Source organism: Bradyrhizobium sp. Arg237L, from assembly GCF_029990105.1.
In the GTDB taxonomy this organism is placed as follows: Bacteria; Pseudomonadota; Alphaproteobacteria; order Rhizobiales; family Xanthobacteraceae; genus Bradyrhizobium.
Window position 1 is genome coordinate 1 of the sequence record NZ_JAQMIL010000110.1, and the last position, 20244, is coordinate 20244.

At 59.3% G+C, this 20244-nt stretch carries 14 protein-coding genes and 4 pseudogenes; 10 read left to right on the plus strand and 8 right to left on the minus strand.

All coding sequences use genetic code 11. The features are described 5' to 3' along the window. Positions 1 to 51 precede the first annotated feature (51 nt). From OZ411_RS40145 to OZ411_RS40160, 4 genes and pseudogenes are all read right to left on the minus strand, one after another. Entirely contained in the window at positions 52 to 615 is a 564-nt protein-coding gene (locus OZ411_RS40145; RefSeq protein WP_282532361.1) for a hypothetical protein, read from the minus strand. Between the two features lie 136 nt (positions 616 to 751). Further along, positions 752 to 1258 carry a signal peptidase II gene (lspA, locus tag OZ411_RS40150; protein WP_282532362.1) on the minus strand — a complete coding sequence of 169 codons (507 nt, stop codon included), beginning with the start codon at positions 1256 to 1258 and terminating at the stop codon, positions 752 to 754. Positions 1259 to 1415: 157 nt separating this feature from the next. Next, positions 1416 to 2763: pseudogene (locus tag OZ411_RS40155) on the minus strand (IS1182 family transposase). A gap of 162 nt (positions 2764 to 2925) precedes the next feature. Then, entirely contained in the window at positions 2926 to 4527 is a 1602-nt protein-coding gene (locus tag OZ411_RS40160; protein ID WP_282532363.1) for an MHYT domain-containing protein, read from the minus strand. A gap of 486 nt (positions 4528 to 5013) precedes the next feature. Between OZ411_RS40160 and OZ411_RS40165 the strand changes: the two are divergent. The 3 genes and pseudogenes from OZ411_RS40165 to OZ411_RS40175 all read left to right on the plus strand — a co-directional run bounded on the left by OZ411_RS40165 (position 5014) and on the right by OZ411_RS40175 (position 9101). Further along, positions 5014 to 5888 (plus strand): annotated as a pseudogene (locus tag OZ411_RS40165) (site-specific integrase). Between the two features lie 10 nt (positions 5889 to 5898). After that, positions 5899 to 7047: pseudogene (locus OZ411_RS40170) on the plus strand (IS91 family transposase); the annotation flags it as partial. A 689-nt stretch (positions 7048 to 7736) separates the two neighbouring features. Continuing rightward, the gene (locus tag OZ411_RS40175) at positions 7737 to 9101 is read left to right on the plus strand and encodes a hypothetical protein (RefSeq protein WP_282532364.1); all 1365 of its coding nucleotides are present in this window, start codon (positions 7737 to 7739) and stop codon (positions 9099 to 9101) included. A gap of 289 nt (positions 9102 to 9390) precedes the next feature. Here the strand turns inward: OZ411_RS40175 and OZ411_RS40180 are convergent. Further along, positions 9391 to 10300: pseudogene (locus tag OZ411_RS40180) on the minus strand (LysR family transcriptional regulator). A gap of 377 nt (positions 10301 to 10677) precedes the next feature. Then, positions 10678 to 11043 (minus strand): hypothetical protein, encoded by a 366-nt coding sequence (locus OZ411_RS40185; protein ID WP_282532365.1) that lies wholly within the window; start codon positions 11041 to 11043, stop codon positions 10678 to 10680. Between the two features lie 463 nt (positions 11044 to 11506). Between OZ411_RS40185 and OZ411_RS40190 the strand changes: the two genes are divergently transcribed. Further along, entirely contained in the window at positions 11507 to 11791 is a 285-nt protein-coding gene (locus tag OZ411_RS40190) for a DUF2274 domain-containing protein (protein WP_282532373.1), read from the plus strand. Between the two features lie 97 nt (positions 11792 to 11888). Here OZ411_RS40190 and OZ411_RS40195 read toward each other — a convergent pair whose 3' ends face one another. Then, a complete protein-coding gene (locus OZ411_RS40195) occupies positions 11889 to 12512 on the minus strand; it encodes a hydrolase (RefSeq protein ID WP_349017077.1) in 624 nt (207 codons plus the stop codon). A 61-nt stretch (positions 12513 to 12573) separates the two neighbouring features. Continuing rightward, positions 12574 to 13059: a Rid family hydrolase gene (locus OZ411_RS40200; protein ID WP_282532367.1), complete on the minus strand. Its 486-nt coding sequence runs from the start codon at positions 13057 to 13059 to the stop codon at positions 12574 to 12576. Between the two features lie 816 nt (positions 13060 to 13875). On the opposite strand from OZ411_RS40200, the gene OZ411_RS40205 reads away from it, so the two are divergent. The 6 genes from OZ411_RS40205 to OZ411_RS40230 all read left to right on the plus strand — a co-directional run bounded on the left by OZ411_RS40205 (position 13876) and on the right by OZ411_RS40230 (position 19575). Further along, a complete protein-coding gene (locus OZ411_RS40205) occupies positions 13876 to 14235 on the plus strand; it encodes a hypothetical protein (RefSeq protein WP_282532368.1) in 360 nt (119 codons plus the stop codon). 45 nt (positions 14236 to 14280) lie between these two features. Continuing rightward, positions 14281 to 14634, plus strand: coding sequence for a hypothetical protein (locus OZ411_RS40210; RefSeq protein WP_282532369.1), 354 nt, complete (start codon positions 14281 to 14283; stop codon positions 14632 to 14634). A 369-nt stretch (positions 14635 to 15003) separates the two neighbouring features. After that, on the plus strand, positions 15004 to 15531 hold the full coding sequence (locus OZ411_RS40215; protein ID WP_282532370.1) for a hypothetical protein: 528 nt from the start codon (positions 15004 to 15006) through the stop codon (positions 15529 to 15531). 779 nt (positions 15532 to 16310) lie between these two features. Then, positions 16311 to 17501: an AraC family transcriptional regulator gene (locus OZ411_RS40220; RefSeq protein WP_282532371.1), complete on the plus strand. Its 1191-nt coding sequence runs from the start codon at positions 16311 to 16313 to the stop codon at positions 17499 to 17501. Positions 17502 to 18166: 665 nt separating this feature from the next. Continuing rightward, on the plus strand, positions 18167 to 18823 hold the full coding sequence (locus OZ411_RS40225) for a response regulator (protein ID WP_282532372.1): 657 nt from the start codon (positions 18167 to 18169) through the stop codon (positions 18821 to 18823). A 350-nt stretch (positions 18824 to 19173) separates the two neighbouring features. Beyond that, complete coding sequence (locus OZ411_RS40230; protein WP_282532374.1) at positions 19174 to 19575, plus strand: response regulator; 402 nt, start codon at positions 19174 to 19176, stop codon at positions 19573 to 19575. The last annotated feature ends 669 nt before the right edge of the window (positions 19576 to 20244 follow it).

Consider the following 20244-nt stretch of genomic DNA (forward strand, 5'->3'; position numbering starts at 1 on the left):
GCCAGAACGAAACAGAGCAGCCCGATCATTCCGCCAGCTTAGGCGATTCCGTCACGTCATCAACTCGGATAGAGTTTTCGGTACACACAGGTCGCTGCGGTCTGGCCGGACGATGACGAAGCCATAGAGCAGGTCGAAACCAACAGTTGGAACAACGAACAGGTCCATGGCGGCAATGTCTGACGCGTGATTATGCAAGAAGGTCCGCCATCCCTGGCTGGGCGGTCTCGGCCGCTTGACCATGTACTTCGCGACGCTCGACTGCGCGACCTCAAACCCGAGCTTGAGCAGTTCGCCGTGAATGCGTGGCGCGCCCCAGAGCGGATTTTCGACGCTCATCCGCCGGATCAACACGCGCAGCTCCGTCTCGATCTGCGGCCGGCCTCCAACTGGGCGCGACTTCCAACGCCAGTAGCAACGAAAGCCGGCCCTGTGCCAACGCACGAGCGTCTCGGGTTGGATGATCGTGAGGACCTGCAAGATCGATGGAAACCAGCGATACAGCTGAATGAAGAACCGGCGATCATCGTTGGTGAGCCGGACGCGACCCCGCATCTTACGCCTCAAGACATTCAACTGATGCCGAAGCACCGCGTTCTCGGCTTCAAGCCGCAACTTCGACTTGAATGGCGAGACCAGGACGGCGAGAACGAAGCAGAGCAGCCCGATCATCACGCCAGCTTAGGCGATTCCAGCGCGGCATCAACTCGGATAAGGTTTTCGGTACACACAGGACGAAAAGGGGTAAATCCTATTCGTCGGCGCGCTCGATTTTCCGAGGTGTCCAAGCGGGCGCGAGAGTCGCAAGAAGAATTAGTCCTACCCCGACGTCGATCGAAACATCCGCGACGTTAAAAACCCAGACGAACCGAAGTTTCGATGCATCGAATAGATCGACGACAGCTCCCAGCCGAAAACGATCGATGACATTTCCAAGCGCTCCCGCGCTGACGAACGCGAATCCGAGAGCGTTCACGATTGATGTCGATCGGCGTAACGCCAATCTCAGCAAAACGGTTGCCGCAGCCAGATTTAAAGCAATGAGCGTCCAACGTGAAAATTCACCGTAATCAGGTACTAGTCCAAATGCATTGCTCCGATTGAATAAAAGCGTGAGATCAACGGGGCCAGCCAATTTGATTGTCGTGCCAACAGTGCCCAGAGATAGAATTGCCCAATGCTTTGTAAGTTGATCGAGACACAACATTGCAAACGCAGCAGCTAAGGCAATGGTGGGCCTAGTCAGACGGCTGTTCAACACTACCCCCTCGTCTCGCGCTCGCCAGTCATTGTACCAGATGATGCTGAACAGGCGATACCGCGATGTCTCCTCTTGGCCGATTCCGTTGAAAAAGGGCGGCAGTAGTTTCGTCGTGAACGTCCGCTGTTCCGCGGACGAGTTGGCTTGGTGGGGCTCACGCGGGCGTCAGCGCGGGCATCGGGATCAGCTTGGCCATCTTACGAAGCTTCTGAGCGGCGGCAGCGAGGGTGAACTCGTCACGTGCGCCATTTGGACCCCTCAGTCGAGCCGATCGAGCTTGAGAATGCGCTTGAGGTGCGCGAACAGCATCTCGATCTTCTTGCGGAGCCGACGTGAAGTGCGGCCTTCCCATGATCTTGCGATCCCGCGCGCCATGTCGCGAGCCCCCTCGTAGATCGAGCGCGGCACTTTCCGGGCCGGAGTGTTGGGGCAACACCTGCTTCTCAGAGAGCATGCCTGACAATCGTGCTTTCTTGCACGGTAGAGGATCGTCGCTTCATCGTTCACCGGCGTCCCTGTGGTAGTCAGAGTTTTGCCGCCAGGGCACCGATAGACGTCCCTGGAATGGTCATAGGTGAAGTCCTCGCGCGAGAAGGTCCCGTCGGTGCGGGCCGACCTGTCGAAGACGGTCACGTGCGGCTCGATCCCGTGCTCGTACAGTAGCCACGCGAGCATCTCAGCCGAGCCATAGGCGCTGTCGCCGAGAAGCCGGCTCGGAGGTCGAACCGTTCGAACGAGCGTTGGAGCATGCGCTTGGCGGCCAACACTTCCGCCTGGCGGATCGCCGTGGTCGCCTCGACATCGACAATGATAGCGTTCTCGACGTCCACCAAGTAGTTGGTCGAATACGCAAAGTAGGCTTGTCCGCCGTGCGCTCCTGTCCAGCGCGCCGCCGGATCGGAGGGCGACACGAACTTGGGCGTGACCTCCGTCGCGGCACCGAACGCGGCATCGTCAAGCACGGCAAGGTACTCATCGATCGCTCGGCCCGCGGCCTCCGGTGGAAGCCCCTTGTTGCCTTCGATCCCCCTCTGCCGGTTGGCGTCCGCCTTGATCAGGCTCGCATCGACTGCAAATCCGTCGCCACCGACCAGCCGCTCCCGGATGCAGCGGCGCAAAACGGTCTCGAACACGTGGCCGAAGAGATCGCTCTCACGGAAACGGCCGTGCCTGTTCTTCGAGAACGTCGAGTGATCGGGAACGGCCCCGTCCAGACCCAGCCGGCAAAACCAGCGGTACGCCAGATTGAGGTGGACTTCATCGCAGAGGCGTCGCTCCGATCGTATGCCAAAGCAATAGCCGACCAGGAGCATCCTGATCATCAGCTCAGGATCGATCGAAGGCCGTCCGATATTGCTGTAAAACGGCGCCAGCTCCCGTCGCAGGTCCTCAAGCTCTACGAACCTATCGATTGACCGGAGCAAATGGTTGGCCGGGATGTGCCTTTCGAGCGAGAACTCATAGAACAACGCAGCCTGGTCGACTTGCCGATGCCCCATCATGACCTTCAGTCCTGCCAATTAGACAGACTGAATCATTGATCCCTCTGCGTCGCAACAGCCGCCTTTTTCAACAGAATCGACCAAAACCAGACTTTCTCTGAGTGCCTGACCTTCATCATCTCTCGCCGGCGGCGGGGGAAAATTTCTGAATAGTAGTGAAGATCACGCCGCCGGACGCACGGATGCCGTGGCTTGATCGTTGATCGGCAAAGTGAATTGCACGGTGATGCCTGGCCCGGCGTTCGGGGTGGCCCATATGCGTCCCCCGTGAACTTCGACAATCGAACGGCAGATCGATAGCCCCATGCCCATGCCGCCGGGCTTGGTGGTGTAGAATGAGTCGAACAAGCGTTCAAAACTCTCCGGCTTCAGTCCCGGGCCAGAATCCTGCACGGTGACGAGCACTCTGTCCGATGCATCTTTCCCAGTGCCGATTAGCAACCGGCGCGACCCTTCGCTGACACCGCTCATCGCTTGGACGGCGTTGACGATCAAGTTAAGGATCACTTGCTGCAGTTGGACTCGATCTCCTTGAATGAGCGGCAAGCCCTCCGCGAGTTGCGTCTGCACCGAGACATTGTTTTTCATCACTTCGCCACGGGTCAGGGCAATGACCTCAACGATCGCTTCGTTGACCTCCAAGGCATCCTTCCGCGGGGGCTCCTTCTTGATGAGAGTACGGATGCGGCCGATGATCTCGGCCGCACGCATTCCGCTCTCGACGGAACGACCAAGCGCCTGCCGGGCCTTGTCCAGATCTGGCGGCTGGGCACCCAGCCAGCGCAAGGCGGCCCCGGCACTGTTCAATCCCGCCCCGAGCGGCTGCATGACTTCATGTGAAATCGAGGCCGCCAGCTCTCCCAACTCGGTGACCCGGTGGATATGGGCAAGATCCGCCCGCGTCTGACTCAGGGCCTCGTCGGCGCGCCTGCGCCTGAACGCGGAGGCGAACAGGGCCGCCAGATCGGCGAGCACGAAACCGGCGATCGCCACCGCCAGGGGGGTCCGATCGAGGGTCGTGACCTCCTGGGCGACCTCCGTCGCGGCGGGAGCGGTACAGATGGCCGCCCGCATCCCGGTGTAGTGCATGCCGGAAATGGCGAAGCCCAGGACGATGGCGGCGGCGAGCTTCTGCCCAGGGTCCTTGGTTCCGAACGCCAGCCACAGCGCCGCCGTCGCCGCGCCGATCGCGACGATCACGGAGAGCGCGACCCACAGGGGGTCGTAGCTCAATTCGACGGGCCCCCGCATGGCCGCCATGCCGGTGTAGTGCATGGCGAGGATGCCGAACCCCATGAAGACGCCGCTGAGGACGAGGCGGGGGCGGGATACGCCGCCCGGGCGACTGATGAAGTAGAAGCTGCCGCTCGTGCCCAGGATCGCCAGCACGAGGGAAAGGACAGTCAAGCTGACATCGTAAGACACCGGCATCGGCAGCTCGAAGGCGAGCATGGCGACGAAGTGCATCGACCATATGCCGGCTCCCATGGTGAGCGCGGCCCCCGCCAGCCAGATGCGGTGCGTGGGTCCTTGGGCCAGCGCCACGCGTCCGCCGAGATCCAGGGCCGTATAAGACGCGAAGCCAGCGACCAGGATGGACAGGACAACGAGAGACGGATCGTATGTTGGGGTAATAACCATCGGGATCGTCCTCCATTTCGGAGCAGAGACGAGCGAGGCACTATCCGAGATATGGCAACTGACATTCCCCGGATGCCGGCTGCGATTGCGCCACGCAAGGGCATTGTCAAGGTTGTCGGCCACCAGCCGCGAGAACCCGTGTCAAAGCGTTTGCTCTCCTGATTGCAGCGCGTCTTTATCTTATGATGCTATTTCTTTTTAAATTTAGTTGTATTGCCGCGCCGCACGGCAGATCGGTTACATCAGCGCACATGCACCAGCACCCGCTCCATCGCCCGATGTTCCCGGGGCGCAGCCGTGGCTGGACGCCCGAAGCCGGCGTTTGGGTGGCGATCGGCTGTGCTCGTATCATGAATGGCGCACCTCGTCTGTCGGATCTCCGAGTCGGGTCAAAATGCGAAAAACTCAACGTGAGCAAATCTAGTCCGCTATGCCCCGCTTAGCGGACCTCAATGAGGCGCGCCGCCACTTCGCTGATGGGCCAGAGGACTAAACCGCTCGCGCGGTAGGGCGCTGGGGTTGGCGACACAGCCAAGAGGATAGCGCCGCGGGGGCGTCCTGTCTTGAGATGAGGGGTTCGCAACCTTCACTCAAAACAGGAGCATCCCCATGACCGACGAGGCAGTGAGCCCGCTGCGCCGGCGCATGACCGAAGACATGACGATCCGCAAGTTCGCGCCGAAGACCCAACATGACTATGTGCAAAGGGTCAAGAACTTCGCGGCGTTCCTCGGGCGATCGCCGGATACGGCGACCTTTGAGGACGTGCGCCGCTACCAACTGCATCTGGCGGCGAGCGGCGTTGGCGTGCCGACCATCAACCAGACCGTCTCGACGTTGCGGTTCTTCTTTAGGGTCACGCTCAGGCGCCACGAGATCGTCGAGCACACCCATGTCATTCACGAACCGCGCAAGCTGCCGGTGGTGCTGAGCGTGGAAGAAGTGGCGCGGCTGCTCGAGGCTGCGCCCGGGCTGAAGTACAAGGCGGCGCTGAGCGTGGCCTATGGCGCCGGCCTGCGCGCCGCCGAGGTGGTCTCGCTCAAGGTCGCCGACATCGACAGCAAGCGCATGCTCATCCGCGTCGAGCAGGGCAAAGGCGGCAAGGACCGCAACGTGATGCTGTCGCCAAGCCTGCTCGAGCTGCTGCGGCCTGGTGGAAGGCGGAGCGGCCGCAGGGCTGGCTGTTTCCCGGCCGTGATCCGGCGCAGCCGACGACCACGCGCCAGCTCAATCGCGCCTGCCATGCCGCGGCCCAAATGGCCGAGATCAAGAAGCGCGTCTCGCTCCATACCTTGCGGCACAGCTTTGCCACCCACCTGCTCGAGCAGAACATCGATGTCCGCGTGATCCAGGTGTTGCTTGGTCACGCCAAACTCGACACCACGGCGCTCTATACCCGCGTCGCTACCAAGACGATCAGCGAGGTCATGAGCCCGCTGGAGCGCATCGCACTCAAGCTCAAGGAGATCCGGCCGCCCGGCTGACGCGGCGCGCGTGCCGCGCCCGGCTCTGGAGGTTGCGGATATCTTCCGCAGCCATGGCGGAGCATGGCGTCAAGCCCGTGCCGGCCATGTCAGCCTGGACCAACTGAAGGTGATGTCGGCGATCGAGCGCTGCCGCACCGCGGAGCTCGGCGGCCATGTCGCGCGCTGTCAGGACTGCGCCTATACCACCATCGCCCACAACTCCTGCCGCAACCGGCATTGCCCGAAGTGCCAGGGTGCCGCGGCCAAGGACTGGCTCGCCGACCGCGAGGCCGAGCTGCTGCCGGTGCCGTACTATCACCTGGTGTTCATGCTGCCTGCGGCCATCGCCGACATCGCCTACCAAAACAAGGCCGTGCTCTACGATCTCTTGTTCAAGGCCTCGGCCAAGACCATGTTGACGATCGCCGCCGATCCGAAGCATCTGGGCGCCAGAATCGGCATCACCTCGGTGCTGCACACCTCGGGCTCGGCCATGACCCATCACCCCCACGTGCACATGATCGTGCCCGGCGGCGGCATCGCGCCCGACGGCCGGCGCTGGGTGTCCTGCCGGCCCGGCTTCTTCCTTCCCGTACGCGTGCTCTCCCGCCTGTTCCGGCGCCTGTTCCTGGAGAAGCTCATCGCTGCGCACGCGGCCGGCTGCCTCAGCTTCTTCGGCGATCATACCCATCTCGCCGATGCGCAATCCTTCGCGGCTTATCTCGCGCCGCTGCGCAAGGCGGAGTGGGTCGTCTATGCAAAGCGCCCGTTCGGCGGACCCGAGGCGGTGCTGGCCTATCTGTCGCGCTACACCCACCGCGTCGCCATCGCCAACAGCCGCCTGATCGCCTGCGACCAGCACGGCGTCACCTTCAAGTGGAAGGACTACCGCAGCGAGGGCCGCGATCGATACAAGCAGATGACGCTCGCCATCGACGAGTTCATCCGCCGCTTCCTCATCCACGTGCTGCCAAAAGGCCTCAATCGCATCCGCCACTACGGCCTGTTCGCCAGAGGCGCGTGCGCCGACAACATCGCACGCGCGCGTGCGCTGCTCGCCGGTGTAAACTCCCAAGGCGAGCCCACCAGTGCCCCAGAGTCCAGCAAGCCGAGCTGTCCATGCTGCGGCGGTCGCATGATCATCATCGAGGTGTTCGCGCGCGGTGCAACGCCACGGCATCAGTCGACAGCTCCACGAACCGCATCAGGATCGACACTTCATGACGGCGCCTCAATCCCGCAAATCTGCTCCGCGCGCCCGCTGGCTCTCGACCAGCCACGGCAGGGCGCGCCCCGATGTCCGCCAGTCGTCGCAATTCGTCCGGCAATTCACAGAGCTCGACGCCACCCGCCGCTCATTCATCAGGCGCTTCACCGTCGCACAACTCGTTGCAGCGGCTCGATTCAAATCAGCCAGCTCCCCCGCGGCACTCAAATCCCCATAGCGCCTGCCGCACCGCCGCACGTCCCCCCAAGCGCGGTTTCCTCCCTTGGAGGCTTTCGGACGCCGGCCGCCGAATACGCCGCACCGTCCCTCAAGCGGCCGGCATCCGAAACCCTTCACAAAAGGCGACATTCTGGGAAAGCCGGCGCGTGTCTGGTCTACCGCTAAGAGCGGATGTTGGTAGCCGCGGCGGCGATGCCGGCTTTGGCCAATAGCGCAAGTCTATTTGATCAGCTCGCCCCGCGCGTGAGGAGGTTGCGGGACGGAAGGGCTTATTGCCTTTCCTTGTTCTTCAAATTGAGCAGCGGTGGTCTTCGAAATCGGGTGAGGCGTTTGGGCTTGAACAGCTTTGAAATCACTAGGCTCGAACTGACTTCAAGATTATCATGGGGTACGGCACTAGTCGAGACGCAGGCATTCGAATGCATTTGCTCGACAGCAAGACTCGCACGGAACGCAGCTGTGCAGATCCGGCAAACTTGTCGCCCCCGGCGGTCTTTGCCGTGCTCGTCCATGAAACTTGGGCTCGTAATGCCGAGTGGTGTCGCGAAAACTCTGATTTTTGCCGACAGCTTAGGGACAGCTTGGGCAGTTCGCTCAACTTCGACGTCTTCCAGTGGTCCGGCTTCAATCTTCACCGCGCCCGAATAATTGCAGGCAGCCGTCTCACCTCTCGGCTTAGGAGCATCGTCTCGAAGCATCCAGATGCGAGAATTGTGCTGATCGGTCACAGCCACGGAGGCAATGTGATCCGCTACGCACTGAAGAGCGCCGAGATTGCTTCTCGGGTAACTGGAGTAGTTACACTAGCAACACCGTTCATTGGTTTGGCATCGCGCCCCTTCAAGCACTGGCTCTATTTGATGACAGGCGCCTTTGCCGCGAGCGCGCTTGTTCTATCGATCGTCTTCGCATTTCTCCTTTTGGGAACTGTTCTTGTCCACGTCTTTTTTTACGCGAAGACAATTTTCCCAGGGAGTCCTGTCAGAGTCTTCGCTCAGAAGGCCTTTCAGCTCGCCTTTATCCCGACTATAGCTGGGCTATTTGCACTGTGCCTATGGCTTTACGTTCAGCGCATTGGCCGCTTCATCGCGGCCATAGAGACCAAATTAGGCCCGTTACAGGACGAGATGATCACCACGATCGATCCTCCAGTGATCGAAGGAATACCTCTACTCTCAATTGAGGTTCGCGCGGACGAAGCGCGATTCGCCCTGCGGGCTGCCAGCGTTTGTTCTGAATGGGCACACAGGACGGTTAGCAACACATTCTTCAACGGCTTTGTGTTGTTTGCACTCCTCCCACTTGCAACAATGTATTTCTTTCCACTTTTCCTTCCAAATTCGGCGCTAGATTCGTACCTCGTGGCACTTGGCTTGGTTTTTGTTGTCGTCCCATTGCTAGTTGGCTTACTCCTGTTTCTTTCAGTCTTCTTCCCTCGCGTGATTAAGGCGCCGATATTCGGCGAAGAAACGATCGTCCAAACATGGCTGTTACAGAGCATTCAATCGCCCGAGCCAGTCGGATGGATGCCAAATACCCATCGCAAGTTCGTCGTTAACACCAAATGGTGGCATTCTTGGCGGACAATAAAGCACAGTCTTGTCTACGCGAATCCTGAGGTTGCCAATTGCGTTGCGAGCTGGGTGAACGTATTGCTTACGAACGAATTTACGGGACCTGTAAGCGTCGGGAGCTTAATTCACGTCCAGCCACCGCCCACCAATTTTGAAGAAGCGATCTATGGTGTATTGCCGCCACCGGTGCGGAAATACTTCACAGACTAAAGATAGCCCAAATCGTATTCGAGCCTCCTGCAGTAATCGTGGCCCGTCGGCTCGGGGTCATCAGCAGACGTGGGCGGAGCCGCCGCCATGTACGGCTTTGGGTCAAAGCGAGAAGAACTCAGAGTGAGCCCATCTTTTCCGCTTTGGCCTCGAATGCGGACATTCATCATAGCGGTCCGCATGTCTCCGAAGGGTCAAAAGCGCCGTTCAGGCGGTCGGCCTTCCGTTTCCGCTTTACCCCCGGAAGCTGACAGTTTTGAAAGAGCGCTCGACAGCGGCCGGCATCAGCTCAAACCGCGGCGACCAGCTGGACCACGGTCTGACGCAGCCATGCATGCGATGGATCTTGATCATACGAAGCGTGCCAGAGGAGTGAAACGGCTACATTCCGCAACTCCACGGGAGGCGGGCTGAGGCTGAGCCCGAGTTCGCTGGCGAACAGGCGAGCCAGTCGCGCGTGCATGGTTACGACGACGGGGGCGCGCGCCACCAGGGACGGGACCGTGAGGAAACGCGGCGTGGTCAGGACGACCGTGCGCTGCAATCCGAGCTTTTCCAGAGCATCGTCCACCACTCCGCGCACGCTCCGCCCGGGCCTCAGGCCGGTGAGGACATCAGGCAGCCGCACATAATTATCCAACGAGATTGGGGGCGTGATGCCCGTCCTTTCGGCGTTAAAGGTGCACAGATACGTCTCATTGAACAAAAGACGCCGCTTATGGTGGACCTGTCCCTGCGGGAAGGCGTCATAGTCGATGGCGAGGTCCAGCTCGTCGGCGTCGAGATCATCCAAGAGCCGCGATGAGTCGATATTGTAGAGCCGCAGGTGGATACCAGGCGTGACCTCGCGCAGGTGGGCGAGGAGAGTAGGAAGATCAAGATTTCTATGCTATCTGGCAAGCCGAACCCCGCTGCTGGATCGAATGCTTCGTCTCGCGACACGAGCGTCTGGATCTGCGCCAGCGCGGTTCGCACCGGCTCAACCAACGCACTGCGCGAGGGGTGAGGCGCAGGCCCTCAGGCCCCCGCGTCAGAAGCTCGTCCCGGAACAGGTCCCGTAGGCGCGCGAGGTTGTCGCTCATCGCCGACTGACCAATGCCGACGCGAACCGCCGCGCGCGTCACGCTACGTTCCGTGAGCAGCGCATCTAGGTGAACGAGCAGATTCAGGTCCAAGGCCGCCAAGCTTGCGGGGGAAATCGCTGGTGGTGAAAGCCTACAAAACGATCTTTGCGCAGTTACTTCCCGCCGGAGAGCGCGAGGGACGCGCGCCGGTCCAAGTGTGCGTTGCCGCCGACGAGGAAGGGGCTAAAAGGCCGTCCCGGATCTCGTGGCAAAAGGCGGGTTCGAGCCCTTAGACTCAGGTCCGCTATTCAATGCGCGCTTTCTTGAGCGGCGCTATGAACATCCACTTTGGCTTTTTCTTGGACTGGCGCACCTCTGCCGCTCCTGCTGGATCAAGAAGTAGGTCCGCTCGGGGGAGGGCATCACGATTCCTTCAAGCTCGTACCAAGCGCATTTACGCAACGGCTCTGACGCGCACGTATGAGCCCGGGGCGTCCTCAATAACAGGGAGGTTACCTCCACCAAGCATTCCAGACCGGCCACCAAGAGCCCTGATGGCTGGTTGCGCCGAACAACCATTGGTCAGGATCGGCTGGCAGGTTGTCGTTGGTCCAGTGGCCATACTTGCTTCCTGGCGCGCCGATGACACCGGCCATGTGGCCAGATGCCGACAATACAAATTTGATTGGACCCGAGTACAGACGGGTGGCCGCATAAGTAGATTTCCAGGGCGCGATATCTTCGCGCGTCGACAGGATGAAGGACGGGATCTTGATCTTGGGGGAGGTCGATTGATGTGCCGGCGATGCGGCGACAATAAAGGAAGTCCTACTTCGTTCCAAATCGAATGATGTCGGCGTTGTGCGCTGTTCTGTCACATGTCGACGCGGACGAGTGCCAGACGCTAACATGGGTTAGGCGGTCAGCCGGCTTAGCTCAACAGGTAGACCCACATTGTGGTGGGCGGTTGCTGGTTCAAGCTTGGCAGCCGGTTCGCGTGGAAGCCACTGCCGTGCCCGCTCCGACGCTGCAACAGATATCCGGAGAGGAGAAGGCGAAGCGCAAGGGCGGATGGCCGAAGGGCAAACCGCGCACGCGCCAGAAACCGCGCGAGGTGCAGTCACGAGCGTTCGAGTCAATTCGGAAGCGGTCGCATTCGATCCGTCCAAGATCGGCGGCGATATCCATGTGGCGGGGACGATTCCCGACTGCCCGACGATGCTGATCGCTCCATGCTCGCGCTCCTGTACGGTCAAGCGGTCTCGTTGAAGCGTATCGCCGATGTCCTCGAAGTCATCAAGATGATGATGCCGATCCCGCTTGCCGAAAGCTCGCCTTTCAATGAGCCGCCCGCTAATTGAGGCCTATCGCGCGCTTAGGAAGGCGAACAAAGCCATCGACGCAATTCGCGATGACAAGCCAGTCAGGGTCACGCATGAATTGCCTGCAAGTGTTCATCGCGATCTCGTCACCTACGCCGAAGTTCTCACACGCGAGAGCGGTCAACCAATCAACGAGCCAGTCAAGCTGATCGCACCCATGCTGGCGCGCTCCATGGCTACTGATCGGGCCTTCGCTAAAGCCCGTCAAATTCGTCATCCCGCCAAAAGCGGGCACGAGCCGTAATGCTCGCGGTGAGCAAATCACGTCAGCTCTACCTGCGACAGGAGACCTGAGCGAGACTGCGAAATCGGTCGGGCCAATTGGATAATCGGCGCGTTTCTTACACGGGCTTGATCATATCCCGTGCATAGGCCAGGCCGATACCGTATCCGCCGCCGTGAGCCTCCACGATCGCTCGCGCCCCGTCATAGGTCTCATGCCGGGTCCAGTCGCGCTGGAGTTCCAGAAGGACCTGGATCCACGACGTCGGCTTCGCCCCCGCCGCTTCCATCCGTCGCATCGCTAGATCGTGACTGACCGGAGTGAGCCCGCCGCAAGCGTCGCCAACGACGTGTACCTCATACCCAGCCGCCCGAGCGGAGAGCACCGGAAAAGTCACGCACGCTTCCGTCAACAGCCCCGAAAAGATCAGCTTCCGCCGTCCGCTCGCCACGATCGCGCCGCGCGCAGCATCGTCCTCCCACATGTTCATGTTGCGGCGGTCGATCGCGACCACTTCGGGAATCGCCGCGTGAATCGCGGGCATCAGGGGACCGCTGTAGACCTTGGTGGCGGACGTGGACGCCACGATCGGCATGCCGAAAACGGTGGCAGTGCGCGCTAGAGCGACCACGTTGTTCAGAAGCGTTTGGCGATCGATCGATCCCACGCCGAAAGCAAGTCCGGCTTGCTGATCGACCAGCACCAGGACACAATCCTTCGGCTCGATCAGGATGTCGGGCATTGCCCTCGCGGTTTCAGGTCCTTGTGTCATGATTTCGTTAACTCCAAACATCGGGGATTTATCACCGCGGCTTCGCTTCTGCTCCCGACAGCATAGCCTTGAAGGTGATTTCGACGAGCTGTTCAGGAAAGGCCAGTCTCGTCACACCGATCAGGTTGCTGGCGCACTGAGGTCGTGGCGTGCCGTAAGCCTCCTTGCGCACCTTGCCCGCAGCGGCGAATGCGGCGACGACATCGAGGACATAGAGCGTCTCCTCGACGACGTCGTCCAGCGTTGCCCCGAAGCGCGCCAAAAGCTTGACGGCATTGGCGTAGGTCGTCCGCATCTGCTGTTCCATCATCGAGAACTCGGCCGGCTTGCCGGATTCGTCGAGAGAGGCAGGCGCGATCAGGTTTCCCTTCTCGTCGTGGCTGAGCTGGCCGGAGACATGGATCGTATCACCAACCTTGATCGCCTGTGCGTATCCGTAGGCATCTTCCCACGGCACACCGAAATAGGCGGCCTCTTTACCATTCACTGCCGCTGCGTTTACGTCATTACTTTGCATATTGAGTCTCCTGCCTTCTCAATCTGGCATCGCGTCTCGGTGGCGGCACTGAAAGTCTTGGTACGACGTGCCTTGGAGAATGACTTTGCAACGCCGGCGAGGGAAATGACCTCTCGCCATAGAGTCGATAGACGATCGTTATTGCGGCCGCACCGCGTGATGCCGTAGCGAGGAATGCCACCAGCCGAATCCGCAGAGACTCCCGTTGCCGCCCTTGGACCAATCAAGGTTCCGCGATGCGTGGCCGTCCTTGACCATGACGCCGCTCCTGGGGTGGATTTGTTGTGCGCCACCTCGCCGACCGGATGCCACACCGAGGCAAGAGAGGGAAATACATCGCCACTTTGCAGATGGGCAGGATGGCTGCAGAAACATTCCGGAAATCCGGAATTGCGTTACGGGGTAATGATTAAGCTGTTCTTGCACACTTAGGTTTGCTGGTCCCACGAAGCCAAGTCCCTCCAGCCGCCATTCGATCCGAGCTAACCCGGACGCGTGACGTCGCCTGTTGGCCGTTCGCGACATATTGCGCCGCGGCGCGATATCGGTCGCTAACAAAGCATAGCGGAAGCTGTCGGGCAGCCGTCTATTGCAGAGGGCGATGCTCTTAACCCGTTGCGGAAGTAGACGGCTTTAGGGGGCGAGCGCATAAGCCTTCGTATGGTATCCGTGACCCCTTTAGATGCCGCACGGTTACCTACGTTCAATTGAGCCGCTGATCGCGATCGTCTTAGGCTGGATGCGTTGGAAAAGCGCACAGGCTCATAAAGTGCGACAATGAAAATGGGATAAATAGCGAACGACACTGGGCGCGAGATGAACAATCACATTTGGCATGCAACACTGGTAGCATTCACCGTCATGCTGTCGATTTCCACAATCGGTCACGCTCGCGCCCACGATCATCAACACCCTGAGTTGAACAGTTGGTATGAGAGCTTGTACAGTCGCAAAGGACCCTGCTGCGATGGCAGTGATGCGAAGCGCATTGATGACGCCGATTGGGAAACTAAGGGCGGTCACTATCGCGCGCGCATTGATGGCGAGTGGGTTGATGTTCCGAACGACGCTGTCGTGGATGGACCGAACCGCGCTGGTCGCACCATGGTTTGGCCCTACTATCTGAACGGCGCTTTGGTTGGCGTCAGATGCTTCATGCCGGGGAGCATGGGCTGATCGCGAGCAGGGCGATCACGCCTTGCACATGAGCGTGAGTGAGACATGTCCAATCCCGTCGCAAAGATCGTCGATCGGCACCTGAAAATCTGGAACACTCGACACGCCGCTGAGCGCATCACGGGCATCCCTTTAACCTATGCAGAAGACGTGGTCATCGGCGAGCCGGCCGCGTGGTTTTCAGGTTTTGCGGGCATTGAACTTGCGATTAAAGCGGTACAGGCGCAGATGCCGGGAATGGACCTCGCGGTCACCGGCCCGATCCAGACAACGGGGGACATGTCTACGTACACTTGGGCGCTCGCGGGGAAAGACGGCAACCCCGTCGTCAAGGGCCGGGATGTGATCACGGTGAAGCACGAACGGATCATCAGTCGATACGTTTTTTTCGACACCTGACGTTTAGGACGCGCGCCGCCCTTCTTTTGTGTGCACCCCCTCGTGTCCGGGTCCTTTGGCGCACAGCGAAAGTGCCGGTTGGCGCGGTATGAAGATATTTGCAAATCATGATATCGCTGCCAATTATCTACCGGATCGTACACAATAGGCGGTGCGCGATGTGGCGCATGTCGAACGCTCAGGCGCTTATCTTCATCGCGACAGTCGTCATGGTCGCGCTGGCGGCGTGGATGGCCCTGTAGCCGACGATCGAGGGAGGCACGATGGCGGATTGATCAGAAAGCCCGGCCTATGCGGCGCTGCCCCGGAGCGCGCGCTGGGTGTTCGCGGCGATCGAAGCGGCCATCGGCTGACGGCAGCAAGGCGAGCGTGAGCTACGTCGCTTCCGTCTGGACCACCACATCGCGTGATCGAGATTTCGCCGGGGCCGCGTCTGGTCAATATGTTCCAGCTCCCGAAGGGCTGGCGGTTTCCGCCAACCGTGGCAGCTCAACCCACCACGAGCTGGGCGTCTGGGTTCGCGGCTTATTTAATGACTTCCACGTGAAGGAGATTGCAATGACCAACGCTAGCACCACTCCTCCGAAAATGACCGAAGCTAGCACCACTTCTCCTATCGTGACGAACGCTGAAAGACATTCACGCCTTGCGTACTCATTGTTTTTTGCCGCGCTATTGGCGTGTGGTCTGTATGTAGCCTTCATCGCCGGACCAGCCGTGCGCGCAAGTGCGCAAGAGCGACTTGATCTCGCGATAGCAGAAGAAAATCGTGCCTTCTGTGCGAAGTTTGGAATGCGCGCCGGGACCAGCGAGTTTCTCGCTTGCGCCAATGAGCTAGCGGTTATCCGGCGAAAGCAGGTTGACCGCGACCGCGCGGCCGAGATTGGTTTGCTCTAGAGCACGGGTCCTTCATTACTATCCCCCACTTCTTCGGGCGTGATCAGCCCCGACGGCGGGTCGCGATGCTCTCAGGATCAGTCAGTTCGCGCCTTGCAGCAGGCGCAGGAGTGGGTCTGCTTGCCGTAGGCAATCGTCGCAGCCTCGGGATCAGCGGGATCGCGTTACGCTGTCACGCCGCCACGGCGCGTTACGGTCAAGCGTTACGATGCGTTACGTCGCGGGCCGTTGCGGCAAAAGCGTAAATGAGTCCGGCAAATTGGAGACGGGCTCCACCCTGTTGGGCGATCTTCTGATCGATACCAAAGAGCTTACACTGCCATCTATAAGACGCCGTCCGAGGAAGCACAAAAGAGCCGGGCTCATTCAAGATGAGACTGGATCACGACCTCTACCAGGACTCGTAATCGCTCATCGACCCGGTTCGCGGTCAGCAGTAATTTCGAGCGCGCCGAGATCCGCTCGCGCCGCTCCCGAAGCTCGGGCGGCTTTCCTTTGAGTTTTCAAATAAGTCGAAACGGGGATATCCAAAAGTCGCAGCCCTGCTCCGCCAAAAGCCTAACCCCGTTTCGCCCTTCCTGTCAGACGTGCAAACGCGAGTGCAATTGAGCACTTGCGTGTCGCAGCGCAGGCTCACCTCGATCGCTTGTAGCCGCTTTCGGGCGAAGGAAGCTGCCGCTCGGGCTGACGCGGGGCCGTACTACCCCCGAGCACGGGCACGGCGATCGCGACAATGGAATAGATGAATGAATCCTAAATAGGACCCGGAGTTCGTCTCCATGAGTCTAGCCGATGATGACCAGTTGGCAGCACAAATCCAATTCAAGCGAACCGGAGAAGCGAGAGCAGAAGGCCGCCCACCACATTCGCCCTCCACGCTGCGAGCCGAGATCCAGCAAGTCCGTTTAGGCGAGAATTTATCGAAGCCACACGATTCGCTGAACGGCACTGAAGATCTGCAACAACTTTCAAGATCACAGGTATTGCGTTCGATAACTCGATCCCCGATCATTGGAGGCGACCATGGTTCGTCCATTTTCGATCCAGCTCGCCAATTGGATGGTCGCGTCGCGGCGGACGCGATCCATCCTGTCGTTGAAATCTCTCCTTCCGAGGCTGTGACACGCCTCACTGTAGCGGGGCAAGGCATGGCGGCTGAAACTGTGCGATTCACCGGCCGAGGCAAAATCCAACATCATTTTCGGGCTCCAATGCATATGCTCGTGATGTACGAGAAGGGAGAGCGCCGCAACGGAGAGACATTCGTGGAAGGTCTGCCGCGATCAGCGATCCGGAACCTCGAGCGGAAGCTGACATTCGTGCCGGCTGGCCGCGAATTTCACGATTGGCACGAGCCGCGCGGGTCGCAGATGCGGCTCATGTACTTCTACTTCGAACCCGAGAAGCTGAAGGCTCTTTCTGAACGTGGCATCACCGACCTACCGGACGCTCCACGCCTACTGTTCGAAGACGAAACACTATGGCACACCGCGCTCAAGCTGAAGACGTTCGTCGAGAGCTCTGCAGACGACCCGATTTACTTCGGGAATCTCGGTAGTCTGCTCATACATGAAGTCGTGCGCTTCACTTGTGGGATGCCCAGTATTCAACCTCAACTCCGAGGTGGCCTTGCACCGTGGCAGCAACGACTCGTCACTGCCTATATCCACGAACATCTCAATGAGCGGATACCGATTGGCACGTTGGCGCAGCTCGTTCGTCTGAGCCCGTATCATTTCTGCCGGGTATTCAAGCAATCTCTCGGAATGCCGCCACATCGGTTCCAGACCAACCGTCGTGTTGAGCACGCCAAGGTACTGCTGGCAAAACGCGCAGGCTCGATGGCAGAAATCGGTTTGGCCGTAGGCTTCAGCAGCCCTAACGCGTTCGCCACGGCGTTCCGGAAGGCGACCGGAATTGCCCCCACGGATTATCGCCGAAGTGTGGCTCCTCCTATGACACATGAATGAGCTGCGACGTTGCGACCAGCTTTGCTATTCGGAAAATGGAGGCATTTCGGCCTCACATTGCGATTGAGGATGATCGGGTTTTCGGTGCCCGCGAGAAAAGCAGCCCACGATCTTGAGGAAGACAAGCGTCTACGAGGGATGGCTCTGGCAGCATCCGTTCTCGCGACCGTAGCGATGAGCACGGTATCGCACTTCAACGGATCATTTCTGTCTGAAGACGCCGAACGGGTTAACACGCGGCAAATCGGAGATCCGGCCGTACTCGATGCTCCCATAGCCCATCGGCAACCGGCCAAGACTGATTTGCCATCTTGGCTCCGCGAGCTGGAAGACTCTTGGCAAACGGAAAGCAGAAAGCCCGCCGCGGGAGTTCAGCAAAGCGACCGAAGGCTGAAGCGGCGCAAGGGGAACACCCTTGCCCAGTGGCCTCAGAGCGATCCGAGGGGCGTTCCGCAAATCTGTCGCTGCTAACGAAGCGTGAGTTGAGCTGACGTTTCATCGGTCGGCTTACAGCAAGGGTGCTGAGGACCATCGACCTGGTGAACTTCTCGTCGCCACGAACGATGGCGTTCTACACTGGAACTCGGGAGGCGTCATCTGTTGAATGGCCCTCGTGAAGGTGTTATTTTTACACTGCAAGTCGGCGCGTATCGGAAGAGTATCTCGTGGCGCAGCATTCTATTCAAAAGCGTGCCGTAACCGAGGAACCAACTATCGTCATCGTTGACGATGACAGGGACTTCCGCGACTCTCTCGGAGATCTGTTCAACTCGGTCGGCTACAAGGTCAAGTTGTTTGGGTCAGCCGCAGAGCTGCTCGAAGGCGAGTTGTTACGCGACGTGGCGAGCTGCCTCGTGCTTGACGTCAGATTGCCTGGCTTAGGCGGTCTCGATTTCCAAGCCGAGCTGTCGAAAGTGAACGCTTCCATTCCTATCATCTTCATGACCGGCCACGGCGACATTCCGATGTCGGTCAAGGCGATGAAGGCAGGCGCTGTGGATTTTCTGACCAAGCCGTTCCGCGATCAAGACATGCTGGATGCAGTGACGATTGCGCTGGAGCGCGATCGGACGCGGCGCAAGGCCGAGCAGCGGCTCGCGGACCTAAAGTCGCGTCTCGAGCGTTTGAGCCGGCGCGAGCGAGAGGTACTGGCTCTCGTGACTACCGGCTTGAGGAACAAGCAGATCGCTTTCCAGCTAGACGTAGCTGAGATCACTGTGAAGGCGCACCGCAGCCACGTGATGCAGAAGATGGGTGCGCAATCGCTGGCCGAGCTTGTGAAAATGGCGGAGGCGCTTGGCATAAGGTCGCCGCGGTCCTAATCGCTTCGTGATGGCACGTGGCTCCATCAGCGGAGACGTTCTTGTTTGCGCAAGCCGACTCATGCTTTTAATCGGCTGCCGGAAGGGCCTGCTGCCGCGTCAAGCGCATCGACCTGGCATCAGCGCGCGCGTTCGGACGTGGCACAAACCGAGTTGAACTATTCAGAAGTTCTGCATTAATTGTTCCAAAGTATAGCATCGATTATTCCGAAGTGTGGCATCGCCCGTCCACAATATAATCGCCAAGTCCAGACCCTTGTCGTTACACTTTGATTGCTGGGAGTGCGGTCCGCCGTGCGATGATTGGATAGCCGCGCAGTGTGCTTCTTGAAATGGACGCGGAACGCGAGATGCGGGATTTGTCCGGCAAGAGTCAAATTTCGATCGTCGATGATGATGAGCAGTTTCGCGCGGCGTTAGCGGATCTCATGCAAGCAATGGGTTTCACGATTGAGGCCTTTCCGTCCGCAGTGGATTTTTTGGCGTCTCCCAACGTCCGCCATACCTCCTGTTTGATCGTTGATGTCCACATGCCGCGCATGACTGGGACTGAGTTGCATAGCCACTTGGTAGGATCTGGCTATGACATACCAACAATTCTGATCACCGCTTACCCCGATGACCGCACGCGAGCTTGGGCTCTAAGTCATGGCGTCGTTGGCTACCTGACCAAACCCATCGACGAGGAGGTTCTGCTCGGATGCGTCGAATCGGCTCTGCAGCGCGCCAAATCGGATGAAAATCCGTCATGACCGCTCAATCAGCTGCCGGCGCGCGACCAGGTTCGGTCATATTGTGGTTCGCGCTCGGGCCCACGATCGTGAAATATGCCGCCTTCCGACAGCTGGAAAATCGCATCTGCCTTCGCTAGGCTCCACGAGCGCCGCAAGGAAATTCGAATTTCAGCAATAATGATCAAGCAATCGAGTGCAAAAACGGCAAATGGGCTAGGACGACGAGCGGAAATCGGAGATGTGGAACTGGGGATGATTTCTTATCTGGGTCTCGCGGCCTGACGGCGAGATATTTGGAACAATTTGCGCCGGAGCAATCCTTGAGGTCATCGCAGTGACCCATGGCGAAGTCACGAAAAATGGCATTTCGGTGCGGACTGTACTCGCGGGCGGCTTGCCGCCCGTTCAAGGAGATCGAGTCCACCTGCAGCAGGTGATCCTCAACTTAATTGGACGGCACCTGAGCAGACAAGGACGAATGAACCAGTCTAGCGATTCCCGGCTGACCTTTATGCACTCGTTCATCCTTATGTTGTCGTTCTGATGAAGTCGCGCCTGCAGGTGAAATAGTCTAACGATTGGGTTCGAACAGCCGTACTTGAGACTGACTCATATCTCCAGCGTCCCGATGTTCAGCTCGAAGATCGTTGCTCTTTGAACGGGTCGCCGTAAATGTGATATCCGTTA

Coding starts and splice junctions, on each gene's coding strand:
- OZ411_RS40175 (WP_282532364.1), top strand. CDS start 7,737: ATGCATTTGCTCGACAGCAAGACTCGCACGGAACGCAGCTGTGCAGAT.
- OZ411_RS40190 (WP_282532373.1), top strand. CDS start 11,507: ATGAGCCGCCCGCTAATTGAGGCCTATCGCGCGCTTAGGAAGGCGAAC.
- OZ411_RS40195 (WP_349017077.1), bottom strand. CDS start 12,512: ATGCCCGACATCCTGATCGAGCCGAAGGATTGTGTCCTGGTGCTGGTC.
- OZ411_RS40200 (WP_282532367.1), bottom strand. CDS start 13,059: ATGCAAAGTAATGACGTAAACGCAGCGGCAGTGAATGGTAAAGAGGCC.
- OZ411_RS40205 (WP_282532368.1), top strand. CDS start 13,876: ATGAACAATCACATTTGGCATGCAACACTGGTAGCATTCACCGTCATG.
- OZ411_RS40210 (WP_282532369.1), top strand. CDS start 14,281: ATGTCCAATCCCGTCGCAAAGATCGTCGATCGGCACCTGAAAATCTGG.
- OZ411_RS40220 (WP_282532371.1), top strand. CDS start 16,311: ATGAGTCTAGCCGATGATGACCAGTTGGCAGCACAAATCCAATTCAAG.
- OZ411_RS40230 (WP_282532374.1), top strand. CDS start 19,174: ATGCGGGATTTGTCCGGCAAGAGTCAAATTTCGATCGTCGATGATGAT.